We start from the raw sequence: 18,907 nt of genomic DNA, 5'->3' as shown, positions 1-18,907 counted from the left end.
CGGAACTCGAGTGGTCTCGCGGGGGCGTCATGGGCGCGGGCGTCCGTCGCCCGCCCTCCACGGTTCGGGCTCCCGGAGCAGGCCGTAGGCCGTCTCACGCGGAGGACGCGGGTATTCCGAGCCCGGTTCCAGGACGAGCGAGATCGTGAGGAACAGCGCGAAGATCGCGCTGGATTCGATGAGGCCGTTCTCGAGGATGCTGCGGCCGACGATGAGCACCAGCAGCGGAAGCGTCAGGCTGCGCAGCATCCGGTCCGACCGAAGGCTGTCGAGCGTGGTCGCCACCACCCACAGCCCGACGAGGGCCATGCCGATGACGCCCGCCTGCGCGAGCACCGACACCCAACTGCTGTCCAGGACCTGGGAGTCCCACCAGCGCTGGTTGACCGTGACGGTCTTGACGGCGAGCCCCACGCCGATCCACTTCGCCCAGGTCTCGAACGGAACCTCGAGCACCGCCGTCCAGGCGATGGTCCTCGAGCTCAGGCTGGCGAGCTCCGCTGCGCTCTGGCCCCGGACCGCGAACTGCTCGACGACGTCGGTGAAGGTGAGCAGGACGTAGGCGATCGGCACGAGCACGAGGATGCCGGCCGTTGTCGAGCGAGGGATCGGCCATGCGATGACCAGGGCGAGGACGACCGCGATGCCGACCACGACGAGGGTCGTCCGCGAACCGGTCGCGAAGAGGATCCCGGCGAACACGGCGAAGAGGACGGTGTTCCCGACCCGGAGCCCGCGTCGTCCGAGATCGACGACGAGGGCGACGGCCGCCGGCGCCGCGAGGCCGGCCACCTCGTTCGGCTGCATGTCCGGGATGCCCCCGCCGAGTCGGCCTTCGCTGAGGAGCTCGGGGATGCCGGTCACCGCCGCGACGAGTGCGACGGCACCGAGTGCGCCGAGCAGTGTCGTGAGGGCGAGCATCGGCGGTCCCGACGCCACGAGCACCACCACGGTCGCCGTGACCAGGACGATCCGCGCACTCAGGACGAGCGACGAGGTCGCATCGCCCGCGGCGATGGCGCCGACGCTCGAGACCGCGACGACGATGAGCAGGAGGACGAGCGAGCGCGCGCCGACCCGGCCGTGGCGTCGGACCGTCCGCGTCACGATCACCGCGCCGATGACGGCGGTGAGCCCGACGGCCGCCTTCGCGATGACGACGGGGTCGACCCCGCCCGTGAACAGCACGCCCGGCCGCCACGACACCACGCTCACCACCAGGAGCAGCCACACAGAGAAGAACGCGGCCTGCCGCCGGCTGAACGGGGAGCGGACGGGGGCGGGCATCAGGTCCGACCGGGCGATTTCCCGTCGGCGGGCTCGGGCGGCTTCGGCCGTGCGGCCGGCGAGGTCGAGGGAACCGGCCCCGCCTCGGGAGGCCGACCCGGGCCGGCGGCGAAGTCCTCGGAACGCCAGCCCGCCGCGAGGTCCGTGTGATGGCGCTGGGGCACGTCCACGAACACCACGCCGATGGGTCGCACGCCCTCGAGCCTGAGGTCGGTCACGATCCGCGCCAGCTCTGCCTCCCTGGTCGACCCGTACCTGGCCACAACGACGACGACATCGGCGAGGGAGACGACCGTGTGGAGGTCGAGCGGTCGGGTCAGGGTCGACGCCTGCAGGATCACCACGTCGGTGTCGGCGACCATGGCCTCTGCGAGGATCGGGAACCATCGCTCGGTGACGAGTTCGGATGGCACCTCGAGGCCGCGGGGCAGTGCCCAGACCTCGCCGGCACCTGGCGACACGTCGATCGGGCGGACCGAGCCGGACAACTCGGTCGAGCCGGAGGCGATGAGTTCGCCGAGGCCGGGGCGCTCGGCGAGGTCGGCGATCGCGGGGACCGCGGAGCCCGGCTCGGAAGTGGTCTCGACGAGGAGCGCGTCGCGGCCCGTCTCCGCGTATGCCCGGGCCAACCCCAGCCTGGTCTGCGACGGGGCAGCCGTCGGCGAGGTCGGCGCGAGCACGACGAAGCTCGGGACGACGCCGCCGTTGGCCTGCCTGATGTTCAGCGCGGCCTCGATGTAGCCGTCGGCCTCTGGGTCGAGTGACGGCGAATCCCCGCCGACGCGACGTCGTCCACGACGGAACTGGCCGAACACCGGCAGTCCGGAGACCCGCCGGACATCGGCAGCCGTGCGGAGGCGCGTGTCGAGCTGCGCGAGGGTCAGCGCGAGGACAGCACCGAGTGCGAGACCCGAGACGAGGCCGAGCCCGAGGATGACGGTGCGCTGCGGTGCGCTCGGCGACCCCGGCGCCTGCGCGGGGATGCGGACGTCGAGCTCGACCGTGTAGGTCGAACCCGGCGAATTCTCGATCTCGGAGACCTCCTCGGCGAGGCCCGCCGCCGCGGCGTTCGCGAGGCCGGCGGCATCCGCACCGGTGGGACCCTCGGCCATCACCTCGATGAGCACGGTGCCGGTCGGATTGGACGCGCTCACGAGCGACGCGAGCTTGCCGGCCGAGGCATCCGTGCCGAGTTCCGCCGCCGCGTGCTCGAGGACGTCTTCGCTGTACACGAGGTCGGGATAGGAGCCGACACGCGCGAGGCTGAACTGCGAGAGTTCGGCCAGCGAGGCGACCGGCGACTGCACCGACAGGAAGAGCGTCGCCTTCGCGGTGTACGTCGGCGGGATGACCGCGGTGGCCAGCGCGGCCAGGCCCACGCACGCCACCACCGAGGTGACGATCACACCCCAGCGCTGCTGGAACACCTGAAGGTAGCCGGGAGCAGTCATGCGGACCTTCCATAGGCACGGCGTGCGAGTGCACTGAATCTACCAGCGCGCGGTCTGGGCGGCTCGTCCCCCGTCCCGGGGATGGCGGGGCATCCGCGTGAGCGGGAGAATCGAACCTGTACCGAGGGGGCTCTCCCGCCCCGCGCGAACACCCGAGGAGTTCATCGATGGACCCGCCTGCGCCGTCGCCTCCGCCACGCGAGCGGCGCGCGAGGCGTCGGGTCGTCGTGGGCGCGGTCCTCGGCCTCGTCCTCGTCGCGGGCGTCGTGGTCGCGACCGTCGGGATCGTCGGCGGAGGCGGAGGTGGATCCGGGGCGACCGCGCTTCCGCCGATTCCCGAAGGGCAGTCCGCCGGTGCGCCCGACGGGCTCGTCGACCTCGACCCGGCCGCCGGATCGTCGACGCCCGGGAGCGCCGACTACCCGGTCCCCGCCGACGCGCTCTTCGTCGATGGTGGAGCCCGCGCGGGCGAGTCCTCCCAGGAGGTCTTCCAGACGATCCGGGCCGCGGTCGAGGCCGCGGTCGACGGGGCCACGATCGTGATCAGGGGCGGTGAGTACCACGAGAGCGTCGAGGTGACGGCCACGCGCGGCCTGACGCTCCAGGCGTACCCGGGTGACGAGGTCTGGCTCGACGGCAGCGTCGTCGTCGAGGGCTGGGTCGCCGACGGTTCCCGGTGGCGGCACGACGACTGGACGGTGGCGCTCGACTCGAGTCCGACGTTCGAACGCGGCGCTCCCGAGGATCCGGAGGAGGGCTGGACCTTCGTCGACCACGACCATCCGATGGCGGCGCATCCCGATCAGATCTGGATCGACGACGTCCCGCTCGAGCAGGTCGCGGACGCGGCCCGCGTCGGCGAGGGCGAGTTCGCGGTGGACCTCGAGTCGCAGACGCTCGTCGTCGGATCGGACCCGACCGGTTCCGACGTCCGCGCGAGCGTGCTCCCGCGCGCGCTCCAGCTGCGGTCGGATGGGGTCACGGTCCGCGGCATCGGCATCAGACGGTACGCGACCTCGGTGCCGGACATGGGCTCGGTCACCCTCGAGCGGCCCGGCATCACGCTCGAGAACGTCACAGTCGTGGAGTCGGCGACCACGGGAGTCTTCGTCGGCGCCGCGGATGCGAACCTGCGCAACCTGACGGTCGAGCGCAACGGCATGATCGGGATCTCCGCCAACTTCGCCGATGGGCTGGTCGTCGACCGGGTCGCCGTGCTCGGGAACAACACCGAGTCGTTCAACCGTGCCCCGGTCGCGGGCGGGATGAAGCTCACCAGGTCGCGGGACGTGCGCATCCTGTCATCCGAGTTCACCGGCAACAATGCGACGGGGCTCTGGTTCGACCAGTCCTGCTACACGATCGGCGTCGCCGACAGCCGCTTCGACCGCAACGCCGGCCACGGCCTGTTCCTCGAGATCTCCGCACGGGCGGTCGTGGTGCGCAACGTCATGGCCCGCAATGTGCGGTACGGCGTCAAGGTGAACGACACGAGCGATGTCATCCTGCGCCACAACCTGCTGCTCGGCAACGGGTGGGGAGTCGCCGTGCTGCAGGATGAGCGTCGGGCGGATGCCTCGGGCGCGAGAGGCCTCGACCGGCGCTTCCCCCAGCCCGATCCCACGATGACCTGGGTCGGCACCGATGTCGAGATCGTCGGGAACACGCTCGTCGGCGGCGGGCCGGAGGCCCTGCTCTGGGCGGAGGACTACTCGGGGCACTCCGACGCGGAGGGACTGCGAATCGTCGCGGAGGGCAACCTCTACGTCCGTGCGGGTCCGGACGCGCCTCGTGTCGTGGTGAAGTGGCAGGTCGACCCCGGGTGGGGGCCCGCCGGTCACGAGACGCTGGCGGCCTTCCAGGAGGAGACCGGGCTCGAGGCGTCCGGCGTCGAGGTGGTCGGCTCGGCCACTGCCGGAGCGGCGCCGTCGACCTCGGCGATCCCCACGACGTTCGCGTGGCCGGACTGGGCGACGGCGGCCTTCGGCGGTCTTCTGCGCTAGCCTTCGCGCTGGGCGCCGGCCGGCTGGTCCGGATCGAGGGTTCCGCGACCTTCGAGGCGCTCGAGCCGTTCGCGGCGCGCCAAGGGCACCAGCAGGAGGTTGCGGACCACGATCCCGCCGAGGATGGGCGCGACCGCGATCACGGCGGGCACGTACGCGGGCTCGCCGCCGGCCAGCAGCAGCGCACTGGCCAGGATCACTGCGAGCCCGGTATCCGCAGCCCGGATCGCGAAGACCGAGCTCTGCCGCCCCGCCACCGAGGCCAGCGCCCCGTAGGGCGCGACCGCCGCGATCGAGGTCGAGAACGCGATCCAGCCCAGCACGGCGGCGACGTCGAGCGGCTCGCCGAACAACAGCGGGCCGAGCCATGGCAGCAGCAGCAGCATCACGGTGCCGGCCACGGTGATGAGGGCGACGAGGGCGAGCACCGCCCGATCGGCGCTTCGGAGCTTGCCGAACAGCGTCGAATCGCGATCGTGGGCGAAGTGGACGAAGAGGAATGAACCGAGCCCGCTGACCACGAGTGTCACGGGCGCGACGTACACGCGCGCGGCCTCGATCATCCCGACGGCTGCGAGGGAGGCGACGAGTGTCACCATGACGCGGATCGCCGTCAGCATGGCGGGGCGCAGGGCCTGCTGGCACGCACGCCAGAATCCGTAGGCGAAGACGGCCCCGTGGCCGCCGAGCATGAACGGGACCACTCCGCGTTCTCCCGCGGGGAGGAGCAGGACACCCACGACGCCGCCGACCAACTGCCCGGCGGCCACGGCCGCGACGAACCCCAGCAGGCTCGGAGTCGACCACCACCAGACGCCGGCCACGACCATCAGGGCGACGCCGAAGGCCACCGCATCCACCAGCACCACGCGCCAGAACACCATGGAGGTCATGAGCATCCGTCGCACGAGCTCCTCGAGCGAGAACAGGCTCATCGCGAGGAAGACGGCGATCGTCTCCGGAACGTCCGTCAGGCCGATCGCGAGGAAGACGCCCGCGCCAGCCAGCGACACGACCACGGGGATCGCGATGGCGAACTGCTCGAGCGCCGAGCGGATGCGACGCTCGTGACGGTCGAGCACGGTGTACGCGTCGCCGACGAAGCCGCCGGTGATCGCCGAGACGATCTGCATGGTCCCGTAGAGGATCGCGAAGGCACCGAGGCCGTCGAAGCCCAACGTCCGCGCGACGATCACCTGGAGCGTGAAGCTCGCGAGTGCCTGCATGCCCTGGGAGGCGACCGCGCCCATCGCCCCGCGCCGGGACGGGCGCCGAGCCGGTCCGGCCGACCCGTCGGATGTCGCGCCGTCGCCGGCGACGATGGACGGACCGCGACCGCGCGTTCGGGTATATGCGCGGCCGCGGTCCGGGGTCCCGGTCATCGGAACGTCACTGGGCCTCGACGCTGACGAAATCGTCGAAGCGGACCGTGATCGGGATATTGGTCGCCGAGCTCGAGATGTAGCTCTCGAGTCCGACGCTGCCGGCGGCCTGCATCGCAGCCGTGGCATCCGTCGTCGTCGCCTGCCAGGACGCCGGCTCGGGGGTGCCGGCCTTCCAGATCTTGCCGGCGATCGTGGTCGGGCCCGTGCCGGTGACGCCGACCTTGATGATCAGCGTGTCGCCGGCCGCGAAGGCGAGTCCGCCGACGGTGATATTCGACAGGATCACGGATGACCCGCGGACGAGCTGGAGGCCCACCGATCCGCCGGGCTGGAGGCGGATGCGGCCCTGGTAGAAGTCCGTCCCGACCTGCCGGCCGACGACTCCCGCGACGACCTGCCCGACGGCGACGTTCTTGTCCACCGTCACGGCGACCTGGGTCTCCGTCCGAGTGGCGCTGACGCCGGTGAGCAGGGCGCGACGAGTCGTACCCGCCGCCGCGTGCAGGAACACGCCGCGTCCGTCGGCGACCGAGTAGTTCGCGTTGACCGTCGACTGCCAGGCACCGCCCGTCGTCGCCGTGCCCCAGCCTGCCGGCACCGACCGCGCGAAGTCGTCCGACGCCAGGGTCACGGGGCCGACCGGCGGAGCCGTCGCGGTCACGGTCGCGGTGAACGTCGCCGTAGCCCCTTCGTCGTCGGTCACCTCGAGCGTGACGTCGTAGTCGCCCGCCTCCGCGTAGCTGTGCGCGGCCGTGACGCCGGTGCCGGTCTCGCCGTCACCGAAGTCCCACTCGTACTGTTCGATCGTGCCGTCCGGGTCCGTGGACCCCTCGGCGTCGAATTCGGCGTCGAGGAGGTCGACCGTGCTCGTGAAGAGCGCCGTCGGCGGTTCGTTCGGCACGATGGTCGAGCCCAGTGAGTAGTGCGACTGGACGGTCTCGGCGCTGAGCGCGGTCGGGTAGACCGCGAACTCGTCGATCACGCCGTCGAACCACGGGCTGGACGAGCCCCACGTGACGTCACCGCCGGCCCGCCAGTAGCCGTCGTAGGCCTGCGCCTGCGTCTGGCCGTTGGTCCCGACGAGCACGCCGTCGACGTACAGCCGCATGCCGACCGATGACGATTGGGTCGCCACGACCTGGTGCCACGCATCGTCGTTGTACGGCTGGTCCGTCGTGATGGTGTTCGTGAACCCGGTCCAGGTGCCGAAGACGAGCCGTCCGTCGTCCTGCATGTAGACGTGCCGGTCGTAGTTGTTCGACAGCCCGGAGTTGCTGTTGCCGAAGCCGGTGATCTTCCCGCCCTGGGTCGTGGCCGTCTTGAACCACGCTTCCGTCGAGTAGTTGTTGGAACCGGAGACGGGTGCCGGGGTGACGGCGAAGCCCTCGTGGAACCGGACCGCCGTGTCGCCGACGCCGACGAGTGCGCCGGCCGAGCCGGGCGACGTGGATCCGACGTAGCTGCCGTCGGCGGCCTGGGCGCTCGCGTCCTTCGCGACCGCTCCACCGGATTCACCGAGGCGGAAGTACACCAGGGGGTCCGCTGCGAAGACGGCGGCACCGTACGCGTCCGCCGGGGCGGATGGGAGCGCGCCAGGATCGCGGCCCGAGGCCGTGTAGTGCTCGAGCACCTGCTCGGTCGTCAGCGGTGCGGGATAGACCGCGACCTCGTCGATCGCTCCGTTGAAGTTGCGGTCGCCCTCCCAGGTGTTGTCGCCTCCGACTCGCCAGTAGCCCCAGTACTGCTGGCCCCACTTCACGTCGGGGTTCTGCCCGACCCGGCGGCCGTCGACGAACAACTGCATGCCCTCGGCGCCCATCGAGCCGACCACGTGGTGCCATTCGCCGTCGTTGTAGCTCTTCGGCGACTGCAGGGTCTGCACGCCGTTGGGATACACGCCGAACGTGACCTTGCCCTGCGGGGTCATGTAGACATGGCGGTCGTAGCTGTTGGAATTGCCGGACGGGTTCGACCCGTATCCGACGATCTTCCCGCCCGACGTCGAGGTCGTCTTGAACCAGGCTTCCGCGGCGAACGAGTTGTCACGCCACACCTGCTCCTGCGAGATCGCCCGGCCGTCGTCCGTGCCGTTGAAGCCCGCCGACGTGTTCTGGTCGCCGAGGATCGCACCGGGCTGGCCGTAGGTCACCCCGGTTCCGTTCACGGCGTTCGAACGACCGACGCCGTCGGTGGCGCTCGTCGTTCCCGCCGGGTCGCCGAAGCGCCAGTAGTACGTGGGCTCGTCGTCGATCACCGTGCGGGCGTAGGAGCTCAGCGCACCCGCGTTGGACGCGGTGAACGAGAGCGTCGATCCCCAGCCGCTGTTGCCGAGCGGGTCGATGGCCCGCAGCCGGTAGGTGTACGTCTGGCCGGGAGTCAGCCCGGTGTCCACGAAGGTCATCGTCGGACGGTCGTAGAAGCGGGAGTCCTGGGTCGTGACGTGGACCGGGGTCGCCGTCCTGCCGTCGCGGATCACCTGGTAGGTGAGCCGTTCGTTGTCGCGGTCGTAGTTCGCGGGCCAGCTGGCCGTGATGACGCCTGCGGCCGGCGAGGCGAGCTTCGGGACGAAGTTGTCGCCGGTGAGGCGGGGGCCGTCGAGGTTCGGCGCCGTCGAACGCGCCGCGAACCTCACGATGCCCTGGAACGCCTTGTTGTTCACCATCGTGAACTCACCGCCGTAGACGGCGTAGCGGCTGTCCGCCGCGACATCCCAAGGGCCCTGGTACTGGCCCGTGAACGTGCCCAGGTTGATGGTCGGGAACCAGTTGAGCAGCGAGGGAGCCGGTGCTCCGGCGTGGTCGGGGTACCCGTAGGGGTCGGGCAGGTTGGTGCCGGTCGCGCCCTTGGAGTACGCGATGCCGCGATAGAACGTCCACGGTTCCGTCTGCGGATACCCGCCCATGTTGCCGCAGTAGTGCGCGTGCCCGGCCGTGTAGATCGTGTCGCCGACCGGGGCGACGGAGTACGTGTCGCCGTGGCAGTCGGCGACCCAGTCGATCTCGCCGGTGGCCCAGCTGCCGCGGAAGGTGCCCTCGAGGTTGCCGCCCCCGCCGAAGTGGTATCCGGACCCGTAGAAGCTGTCGCCGTCGGATTCGAGGCTGACGATCGCCGCCTCCGTGCCCGCGTTGCGGACGGACGCGTTCGCGTTCCAGGGGACGATCGTGGCGCCGGAGGACGAGTTGACGCCGATGAGCCCGTATCCCGGGTTGTTCGTGCCGTTCGCGCTCGTGAAGTCACCGCCGATGACGACCTTCGAGGCGTCGGGCGAGACGACGAGGTCCCAGGCGCGACCGCCGGTGAGGACCGGCGCCCACGGCTGGATCGCGCCGTTCGACGCGGCCACGGCGGCCGAGAAGCCCGGCCGGGCGGTGCTGTTCACCGAGCTGAAGTGTCCGCTGAGGTAGACCGTGGTGTTCGTCGCGTCGAGAGCCCAGACGCGGTTGTTCGCGCTGACGCTGAAGGCCGTCGCGACGTTGCCGCTCGCCGTGTCGAAGGCGACGATGCGGTTGCGGGTGGCGCCGTTCACCTGGGTGAACTCGCCACCGGCGTAGAGCCGCTTGCCGTCGGGGGAGGCTGCGATGGCACGGACCTGCGCGTTCACGGTCGGCGCCCAGGGGAGGAGGACGCCGGTCGTGATGTCGAACGCGAGGAGGTGGCTGCGGTTCACCTCGTTGACGCCCGCGGCCGAGCCGGCAGGGCGTGCCTTGGTGAAGTTGCCGGCGACGTAGACCGTGTTTCCGACGATCTCCTGGTCCCAGACGACGCCGTTGATCTGCGGCGCGGGGAGCGGGTCGCTGGAGACCGTCGCCGGGACGGCGGCCTCCGGTGGAGACGTATCCGCGGCGGCTGGAGCGGCGAACGCCGCAACGGTCAGCCCGGAGGCGATAACTGCGGCGATCACGGCGCTCGAGAAGAAGCGCAGTCGCGACGACGCGGGCTCGGGTGCACCCATCGTGTCCTCATTCGATCATCGGGTAATGGGCGTTCGCACGCCCTTGTGCTGCGCAAACTTACGCCGATCCGGGCCCATCGACCTGCCCCATTCCGGGGGGCGGAAACCGCTATTGACCGGGGACTATGTCGCCGGGCGAGCGGCGAGATGGCGTGAGGGGGCCGCGGCCGCGCTCCGAGGAGGATGCGCGGCCGCGCTTCGGGGTTCGGGTCACCCGAGCGTCACTGGGCCTCGAGGCTGAGGAAGTCGTCGAAGCGGACCGTGATCGGGATATTGGTCGCCGTGCCCGAGATGTAGCTCTCGAGCCCGATGCTGCCGGCCGCCTGCATCGCGGCGGTGGCATCCGTCGTCGTCGCCTGCCAGCTGAGCGGTTCCGGGGTGCCGGCCTTCCAGATCCTGCCGGCGATCGTGGTCGGGTTCGTGCCGGTGACGCTCACCTTGATGAGCAGCGTGTCGCCTGCAGCGAAGGCGAGTCCGCTGATGGTGGTGTTCGAGAGGATGACGGATGACCCGCGCATGAGCTGCAGCGAGACCGATCCGCCGGGCTGGAGGCGGATGCGGCCCTGGTAGAAGTCCGCCCCGACCTGTCGCCCGACGATGCCCGCGACGGTCTGCCCGGCCACGACGTCCTTGTCGACCGTCACGGCGACCTGGGTCACCGATCCGGTCTGGCTGACGCCCGGGAGCAGGGCGCGACGGGTGGTTCCGGCCGTGGCGTGCACGAACACGCCCCGTCCGTCCGCGACGTTGTAGCTCGAGTTCACGCTCGACTGCCAGGCGCCGCCGACCGTCGACGCGCCCCAGCCGCTGGCGACGGTGCGCGAGAAGTCGTCCGACGCGTACCGCACGGGCTCCGGGATCGTCGGCGTCACGGTCGAGGTCGACGTCGCCGTCGCCCCGTCGTCGTCCGTCACGGTGAGCTTGACGAGGAAGTCCCCCGGTCCGGCGTACGTGTGCGACGCCGTCACGCCGGAGCCGGTCTGCCCGTCGCCGAAGTCCCAGGCGTACGCGGCGATGGTGCCGTCGGAGTCGGATGACCCGTGCGCGTCGAACTGGGCGGTCAGGTGGTCGACGGTTCCGGAGAACGCCGCCGTCGGAGCGACGTTGGGCGGCGGCACCTGGCCGTCGCCGGTCGCGACGCGGTAGTGATCGAGCGACACCGTGAGCGGAACGCTCGTGACGGCACTCGACAGGTAGCTCACGACGCCCACCTTTCCGGCGGCCTGGAGCCCGGCCGACGTCGACGTGGCCGTGAGCGACCACCCGGTGGGCTCGGTCGTGCCGGCCGTCCAGGCCTTGGCCTGCAGCGTGGTCGGCGAGGTGCCGCTCGCACGCACCTTCAGGCTGACCGCCTGGCCTGGCGTGTAGGTCAGCGGGAGCGTGGCGTTGGCGATGAGCGTCGAGTCGCCCTGCATGAACTGCACCGCGAGGACTCCGCCGGCCTGGAACCTCAACCTGGCCTGGTAGAACTCGCTGCCGACCTGGCGAACGTTCAACCCGGCATAGGCGCTGCCGCCGACGACGGCCTTGTCGACCGCGAAGTCGCCGGTGATCGTCAGGTCGTTGCCCGTCACGCTGTCGAGCGTGGCCCGACGTGTCGAGTTCGCGGAGTGCAGGAGGAGCGCCTTGCCGCCCGAGACGGTCGAGTTCGGTGCGCTGGAGACCGTCCACGCGCCGCCGACGGAGGCCGTGCCCCAGCCGCTGGTGCTCGTGCGCTCGAACTCGTCGGCGGCGAGTTCGATGGACACCGGTGACGCGACCGCGGTCACCGCGGCTGCCTCGGTCGTGCTCCCGCCGCGGTTGTCCGTGATCGTCAGCGTCACGTCGTAGGTGCCGGCCGCGCCGTACAGGTGCGAGGCGGTGGGCCCCGTCGCGGTCCTGCCGTCGCCGAAGTCCCAGGCGTACTCGGTGATCACGCCATCGGAGTCGCTCGACGTCGAGGCGTCGAAGCCCACGGTCTGGAAGTTCACGTTCGCCGTGAATCGGGCGGTCGGCGGGACGTTCGGGTCGACGGTGATCACCGAGCGCGTGGCCGTCGCGGTGGCGCCGTCGTCGTCGGTCACGGTCAGGGTGACCGCGTAGGAACCGCCGGCGGCGTACTCGTGGGTCGGATTCGCCCCCTCGCCCGTCAGCCCGTCGCCGAAGTCCCAGGCGTAGGAGGCGATCACGCCGTCCCCGTCGGATGAGGTGCCGGCGTCGAACGTCACCGTCCGATCGGTGGTCGCGAGCGTGAAGGCGGCGGTCGGAACGACATTCGGGACGATGTCCATGCCCGACTGGTAGTGCCGGAGCACGGTCTCGGCGGTCATGGCCTGGGCGTAGACCGCGAACTCGTCGATGTCGCCGTCGAGGTAGGAGCTGGTCGACCCCCAGGTCCGGTCGCCTCCGGCACGCCAGTATCCGTTGTAGGACTGGGCCGAGGCCTGCGTGTTGCCGCCCGAGAGCTCGCCGTCGACGTAGAGCCGCATGCCGCTCGATGATTGCGTCGCGACGACATGATGCCACCGGTCGTCGTTGAATGACTGCGCCGTCGTGAGGGTCGTGGTCGAGAGGGCGTTCGTGCGGACGCCGAAGACGAGCCTGCCGTCGTTCTGCATGTAGACGTGGCGGTCGTAGCTGCTCGAGAGTCCGGTCCGGCTGTTGCCGAAGCCCGTGATCCTGCCACCGCGGTTCGTACCCGTCTTGAACCAGGCCTCGGTCGAGTAGACGTTCGTGCTCGCCAGTTGGGTGGCAGCCGCAGCGAACCCCGCCGTGAACCTCGTCGCGGTGTCCGCGACGCCGACGAGGGCGCCGGTGGATCCACGCGTGTAGGTGCCCACCATGGCGCCGTTCATGCCCTGGATGCCGGCATCGTTCGCCGTCGCGCCCGACGCCTCACCGAGCCGCCAGAAGATCAGCGGGTCGGCGGCGTACACCGCGGCGCCGTAGGCATCTGCCGGGGAGGCCGGAACCGCGGCCGGCGTGCGGCCCGAATCGGTGAAGTGCTGGAGGACGCGGGCCGAGGTCAGCGGTTGCGGGTAGACGGCCACCTCGTCGATGGTGCCGTTGAAGTTCTTGCCGCCGGACCAGGTGCTGTCACCGCCCATGCGCCAGTGGCCCCAGTACGCGCCGCCGGTGGTGGAACTCGTGTTCTGGCCGACGCGCCGGCCGTCGAGGTGGAGCTGCATGCCGTCGGGGCCCATGCTGCCGACGACGTGGTGCCACTGGTCGTCGTTGTAGGTCTTGGCCGTCTGCAGGATCTGCTGGGAGCCCGCTTGCGGGATGACGCCGAAGAGGACTCGGCCCGCGGTGTTCATGTAGATGTGGCGGTCGTACTTCGAGGAGTCGCCGCTCGCGGACGAGCCGAAGCCGACGATCTTGCCGCCGGTCGTCGACGAGGTCTTGAACCACGCCTCCACGGCGAAGGAGTCGTCGCGCCACACCTTCTCCTGCGAGATCGCACGACCCGAGCTGGTGCCGCTGAATCTGGCGGCAGAGTTCGGGTCGCCGAGGATCGCGCCCGCCTGGTCGAACGTCACACCCGAGCCTCTGGTGGCGGTCGATCGTCCGACGCTGTCGGAGACGCTGGTCGCGCCCGCCGCCTCGCCGAGACGCCAGTAGTACGTCGGCTGATCGGCCATCACCGCGCTCGTGTACGCGCTGTGCGTGCCTGTGGACGCGGCCGTGATCGAGAGGGTCGAGCCCCAGGCGCTGTTGCCGAGCGCATCGATCGCGCGGAGCCGGTAGGTGTACGCCTGCCCGGGCGTGAGGCCGCTGTCGACGAAGGACATCGTCGGCTGATCGTAGAATCGCGACTTCTGCTGGGTCGTGTACGCGGGCGTGAGCGTCTTGCCGTCGCGGATGACCTGGTACGTCAGCGTCTCGTTGTCCCGATCCCAGTTCGCGAGCCAGCTGGCGGTGACGACGCCGGGCGCCGGCGAGGCGAGTTTGGGTGCGAAGGCGTCGCCGGTCAGGCGGGGGCCGTCGAGGTTCGGTGCTCCCGATCGCACCGCGAACCGCACGAGCCCCTGGAACGGCTTGTTGTTGATGTTCCGGAACTCTCCGCCGTAGACGACGTAGCGCGTGTCGGCGTCGACGCTCCAGGGGCCCTGGCCCTGGCCGGTGTAGGTGCCGGCATCCATGCCCGGGTACCAGTTGAGCTCGGCCGGGGCCGGCGTGCCGTCCCAGCTGGCGTACCCGTACGGGTCGGCGGTGTTCTTGCCCGCGACGGCGGTGCTGAACGCGAGCGCGCGCTGGAAGTTCCAGGGATCGGTCTGGGGGAACCCGCCGATGTTGCCGCAGTAGTGGGCGTGGCCGGCGACGTAGACGGTGCCGCCGACGGGGGCGGCGGAGTACGTGTCGCCGTGGCAGTCGGCGACCCACTCCACCTGGCCGGTGTCCCAGCTGGCGCGGAAGGTGCCCTCGAGGTTGCCGCCGGCACCGAAGACGTACCCGGTGCCGTAGAGGCTGGTGCCGTCGGACGCGAGGCTGTAGATCGCGGCCTCGAGGCCGCCGTTGCGGACCGTGCTGTTCACGCTCCAGGGGACGATGGATGCGCCGGTCGAGGAATCGACCGCGACGAGCCCGTACCCGGGGTCGTTCGATCCGTTCGCCGACGTGAAGTCGCCGCCGATGACGACCTTGGAGCCGTCGGGGGAGACCTTCACCGCGTAGGCGCGGCCGTTCTCGAGCACGGGCGCCCAGGGCAGCACGGTGCCGTTCGCTGCCGAGGCCGCCGCGGCGAACCCGGGTCGGGCATTGCTGCTCGCCGATGTGAAGTGGCCGCTGAAGTACACCGTGGTATCCGTGGCGTCCATCGCGTAGACGCGGTTGTTCGCTCCGACGTCGAACGCCGTCGCGACGCTGCCGCTCGCCGTGTCGAACGCGACGATCCGGTTGTGCGTCTCGCCGTTGACGAGGGTGAAGTCCCCGCCGGCATAGAGGCGGGTGCCGTCGGGCGACGAGGCCAGGACACGGACCTGCGCGTTCACCGTCGGCGCCCACGGCAGGAGCGCGCCCGTGGTGATGTCGTACGCGAGCAGGTGGGTCCGATCGACCTCGCTGACGCCGAGCGCCACGCCGGCCGGGCGTGCCTTCGTGAAGTCGCCGGCGACGTAGACCGTGTCTCCGACGATCTCCTGGTCCCAGACGACGCCGTTGATCTGCGGTGCCGCCAGTGGATCGGATGAGACGGTCGTCGGGACCGTCGTCTCCGCCGGCGCCGTGTCGGCGGCGGCAGGAGCAGCGAACGCCGTCACGGAGATTCCGGAGGCGAACAGGGCGAAGATCGCAGCGCTCGCAAGCAGGCGCAGGCGCGACGCGGGTTCGGGAGTACCCATCGTGTCCTCATTCGGGTGATCGGGGAGGATCGGGAAGCCCTCCCCGGTTAAGGCGTCAATGTACGCCCGGGATGCGTTCGCCGCCTCGCCCCATTCAGGGGTCAGTTCAGGGCCGAGGCCGTGTTTCAGGGCAGGATGCTCGCCGCGAAGTCGTCGAACAGGATCGAGTTCGGCGCATTCGTGGTCGCGCCGGAGACGTATCCCTCGACGCCCACGATGCCGGCGGCCTGCAGCGGGCCGGACGTCGACGTGGCCGTGAGCTGCCATGAGGCCGGCTCGGGCGAGCCCGCCTGCCACGCCCGCACCCGGAGCGTCGTCGGGGAGGTGCCGGTCGCCTGGACCCGCAGCCGGATCCGCTGGCCCGCCGCGCAGGACAGTCCGGCCACGGGGTCGAGATTGGCCAGCACCGTGCCGGAGCCCTCGTTGAGCTGCAGTTGGCAGGTTCCGTTGGTGAGGAAGCGGATGCGGCCCTGGTAGAACGCCGAGCCGACCTGCCGCACGACCGCGCCGGCCGCAGCGGCGCCGCCCGCGGCGGTCTTCTCGATGGAGAGGGTGACGCTCACGTCCATCGAGGCGGACGGCGTGATGGGCAGGGTCGCGCGCCGGGTGAGCCCGGGCTGGAAGACGGTCGCCCCGACCCCGCTGCCGACCAGGAAGCCGGGGGCGTCGTTGACCGCCCACGTGCCGCCGGTCGTCGCCGCGCCCCATCCGTTCGAGAGGGTCCTCGAGAAGTCGTCGAGGCCGACGGGGCCGACGGGGGGATCGGTGCCGTCATCGACGGCGACCTGGCGGGACGTGGAGGCCTGCGCACCGTCGTCGTCCGTGACGGTCAGCGTGATCGTGTACGTGCCGGGCACGGCATAGGTCCGCGAGGCGAGGATGCCGGAGCCGGTCGTCCCGTCGCCGAAGTCCCAGTGGCGGCTCGTGATCCCGCCGTCGGCGTCGGAGGAGCCGTTCGCGTCGACGCCGACGGCCATCCCGTCGACCGAGGTCGAGAACGAGGCCGACGGCGGTTGGTTCGGACCCGGACCTCCGCCCCCGGATCGCGCCTGCCAGTGCGCGGCCACTCGCGACGCGGGCAGGACGGTCTTGTAGATCGCCAGCTCGTCGAGGTCGCCGGTGAAGTTCTGGTTGCCGCCCGGGGTGGCGTCCCCACCGATCTTCCAATAGCCGTAGAAGTTGCGCCCGTAGTTCGTCGGCGCGAACGTGGAGACCTGCTGCCCGTCGACGTACAGCCGCATGCCGTCGGGGCCGAGGGTCGCGACCGCGTGATGCCAGGCGCCGTCGTTGTAGCCGGTGCCGCTCTGCAGGGTCCGGTTCTGGGTGTCGAACACGGTCCACGAGACCCTGCCGCCGTTGAGGTAGAGCGAGCGGTTGTGCGACGAGGAGGTTCCCGTGGCCGATCCGTTGTCGCCCTGCCCCAGGATCTTGCCGCTGCTGACGGTGGTCTTGAACCAGGCCTCGACGCTCATCGAGTCGTCCGGCCACATCTCGATCGCGGTCGCCGCCCTGCCGTTCGCCGTGCCGTTGAAGCGGGCCGCGGTATTCGAGTCCCCCGGGACTGCCCCGGGGACGCCCTCGGTGACGCCGGAGCCGGACGCGGCGTCGACCTGCGCCGTCGCGCCGAGCGTGCGCGTCACGGCGGCCGTCGGGCCGGCCGCGTTGGCCAGCGTCGATCCGGTGGGGTCGCCCATCCGGAAGTACCAGGTGGGGCTGTCGGCGAAGACGGCGCGTGCGTAGTCGCTCAGCGAACCGCTCGAGCCGGCGCTGGTCGAGGCCGTCTGGGACCAGGCGACGTTGCCGAACGGATCCGTCGCGTTCACGCGGTACGAGGCGGGGGCGCCAGGCGACAGCCCGGTGTCCACGTAGGTCATGGTCGGGCGGTCCCAGAACCGGGATCGGCCGGGGATCGTCGCGATCGTGCTGCCGTTCCGGACGACCTGGTAAACGAGGCGCTCGTTGTCGCGGTCGTGGTTGGCGGGCCAGCTCACGCGCACGGCGCCCGATGCGATCGGCACGGCGCTCAGCGGCCAGCCGCCGCCGCTCGCCCGGGGGCCATCGGCATCCGGGGCGATCGAACTCACCGCGAATCGGGAGAGGCCCTGTTGGCCGATGCCGTTCACCTGCGTGAATTCGCCCGCGTAGGCCACGTACTGCGCGTTCGCCTGCACGGTCCACGGGCCCTGGTACTGGCCGGTGAAGTTGCCGAGGTTCATGTCGGGGTAGAACGCGAGCGGCCTCGTCGAGGGCTTGCCGTAGTTGATGTTCTCGCGCACGACGCTGAAGGGCGCCTTCGTGAACGCGAGCGCACGCTGGAAGGACTGCGGATCGTGCTCCGGGAAGTCGCCGACCCACTCGCACTGGTGCGGATGGCCGGCGATGTACACCACGTCGCCCTGCGCGGCCGAGCCGTACTGGTCGCCGCGGCAATCCGCCATCCAGATCAGGTTCAGGGTCGCCCAGTCGATCCGGAAGGTCCCCTCGGTGTTGCCGGTGCCGCTCGAGGAGAGCAGCACGTAGCCCGATCCGTAGACGCTGTCGGCGTCAGAGCTCATGCCGTAGATGGCCGCGGAGTTGCCGGCATTGCGGATGATGTTGTTGGCCGGCGTCGGGATGCTCGCCCCGGTCGTCGTGTTCACGCCCACGAGCCCGAAGCCCGGGTTGGAACTGCCGTTCGCGGTCAGGAAGCTCCCACCCAGGACGACCTTCGAGGCATCCGGCGAGACCTCGAGGGCATAGGCGCGTCCGTCGGCGAGGACCGGGGCCCATCCGGTCGTCGCACCCGTGGTCGCGGTCGCGGCCGCAGCCCTGCCCGGCCGCGAGAGGCCGCCCGCCGAACTGAGGTTGCCGGCGAAGTACACGGTCGACGCCGACGCGCCGACCGCGAACAGCTCGCCGTTCGCCGAGGCGTTGAAGTCGGTGATGAGGCTGCCGCTCGCCGTGTCGAAGGCCGCGATCCGGCTCCTGGACCCGCCGTTCACCGTGGTGAACGCGCCGACGACGTAGAGGCGGCTCCCATCGGGCGAGGTGTCCATCGCCCGGACCTGGCCGTTCAGGTTCGGGGCCCACGACAGCAGCTGCCCGGTGCTGAGCCGGTACGAGAGCAGGTGGGTTCGCGCAACGGTGTTGGATCCCGGCGGCGAGCCCGCCGGTCGGGCCGCGGTGAAGTTGCCGCCGACGAAGACCGTGTCGCCGACGATGGCCTGGTCCCAGACGACGCCGTTGATCTGCGCGGTCGGCAGCGAGTCGGAGGAGACCGTCGCCGGCAGGCCGGGCTCAGGGGCCGTGTCGGCCTGTGCCGGTGCGGCGACGAGCATGGAGGCCAGCACGAGGGTCGCCGCGACCCATGCCGTGGCTGCCGCCGCAGTCGGGAACCTGAGACGCATGGGGGACCTCGTTTCCTGCCGACCGGGTGGTCCTCGTGTGCAGGGTTCTGAGGATGCCTCGGATTCTAGTCTCGGCGGGGGTGACTGTAAACACGCCACCGCTGCGACTGCGACGAACCCACGGC

General features: G+C 70.7%; 7 protein-coding genes. 1 reads left to right on the top strand and 6 read right to left on the bottom strand.

What is annotated here, in order from left to right; translation table 11 throughout:
* Positions 1-27 precede the first annotated feature (27 nt).
* Both GQQ95_RS10000 and GQQ95_RS09995 read right to left on the bottom strand, forming a co-directional pair.
* Positions 28-1,287, bottom strand: coding sequence for an O-antigen ligase family protein (locus GQQ95_RS10000; protein ID WP_157427527.1), 1,260 nt, complete (start codon positions 1,285-1,287; stop codon positions 28-30).
* Positions 1,287-2,738 carry a hypothetical protein gene (locus GQQ95_RS09995; protein ID WP_157427526.1) on the bottom strand — a complete coding sequence of 484 codons (1,452 nt, stop codon included), beginning with the start codon at positions 2,736-2,738 and terminating at the stop codon, positions 1,287-1,289. Before GQQ95_RS09995 ends, GQQ95_RS10000 begins: the two co-directional genes overlap by 1 nt.
* A gap of 167 nt (positions 2,739-2,905) precedes the next feature.
* Between GQQ95_RS09995 and GQQ95_RS09990 the strand changes: the two genes are divergently transcribed.
* Entirely contained in the window at positions 2,906-4,741 is a 1,836-nt protein-coding gene (locus GQQ95_RS09990; protein WP_157427525.1) for a right-handed parallel beta-helix repeat-containing protein, read from the top strand.
* Here GQQ95_RS09990 and GQQ95_RS09985 read toward each other — a convergent pair.
* From GQQ95_RS09985 to GQQ95_RS09970, 4 genes are all read right to left on the bottom strand, one after another.
* Entirely contained in the window at positions 4,738-6,123 is a 1,386-nt protein-coding gene (locus GQQ95_RS09985) for an MATE family efflux transporter (protein ID WP_157427524.1), read from the bottom strand. The genes GQQ95_RS09990 and GQQ95_RS09985 overlap by 4 nt on opposite strands.
* A 7-nt stretch (positions 6,124-6,130) precedes the next feature.
* On the bottom strand, positions 6,131-10,078 hold the full coding sequence (locus GQQ95_RS09980) for a LamG-like jellyroll fold domain-containing protein (protein ID WP_157427523.1): 3,948 nt from the start codon (positions 10,076-10,078) through the stop codon (positions 6,131-6,133).
* A gap of 221 nt (positions 10,079-10,299) precedes the next feature.
* Positions 10,300-15,396 carry a PKD domain-containing protein gene (locus tag GQQ95_RS09975; protein ID WP_157427522.1) on the bottom strand — a complete coding sequence of 1,699 codons (5,097 nt, stop codon included), beginning with the start codon at positions 15,394-15,396 and terminating at the stop codon, positions 10,300-10,302.
* Between the two features lie 125 nt (positions 15,397-15,521).
* Positions 15,522-18,782: a LamG-like jellyroll fold domain-containing protein gene (locus tag GQQ95_RS09970; RefSeq protein WP_157427521.1), complete on the bottom strand. Its 3,261-nt coding sequence runs from the start codon at positions 18,780-18,782 to the stop codon at positions 15,522-15,524.
* Positions 18,783-18,907: the final 125 nt, after the last annotated feature.

It is taken from the genome of Agromyces salentinus, from assembly GCF_009749395.1.
Lineage (GTDB): Bacteria > Actinomycetota > Actinomycetes > Actinomycetales > Microbacteriaceae > Agromyces > Agromyces salentinus.
Note: the sequence above shows the minus strand (reverse complement) of the source record. Positions and strands in the feature narration are given on the sequence as shown.

Excerpts from the sequence above, each read along its gene's own strand:
- GQQ95_RS10000 (WP_157427527.1), bottom strand. The coding sequence starts at position 1,287 with ATGCCCGCCCCCGTCCGCTCCCCGTTCAGCCGGCGGCAGGCCGCGTTC.
- GQQ95_RS09995 (WP_157427526.1), bottom strand. The coding sequence starts at position 2,738 with ATGACTGCTCCCGGCTACCTTCAGGTGTTCCAGCAGCGCTGGGGTGTG.
- GQQ95_RS09990 (WP_157427525.1), top strand. The coding sequence starts at position 2,906 with ATGGACCCGCCTGCGCCGTCGCCTCCGCCACGCGAGCGGCGCGCGAGG.
- GQQ95_RS09985 (WP_157427524.1), bottom strand. The coding sequence starts at position 6,123 with ATGACCGGGACCCCGGACCGCGGCCGCGCATATACCCGAACGCGCGGT.
- GQQ95_RS09980 (WP_157427523.1), bottom strand. The coding sequence starts at position 10,078 with ATGGGTGCACCCGAGCCCGCGTCGTCGCGACTGCGCTTCTTCTCGAGC.
- GQQ95_RS09975 (WP_157427522.1), bottom strand. The coding sequence starts at position 15,396 with ATGGGTACTCCCGAACCCGCGTCGCGCCTGCGCCTGCTTGCGAGCGCT.
- GQQ95_RS09970 (WP_157427521.1), bottom strand. The coding sequence starts at position 18,782 with ATGCGTCTCAGGTTCCCGACTGCGGCGGCAGCCACGGCATGGGTCGCG.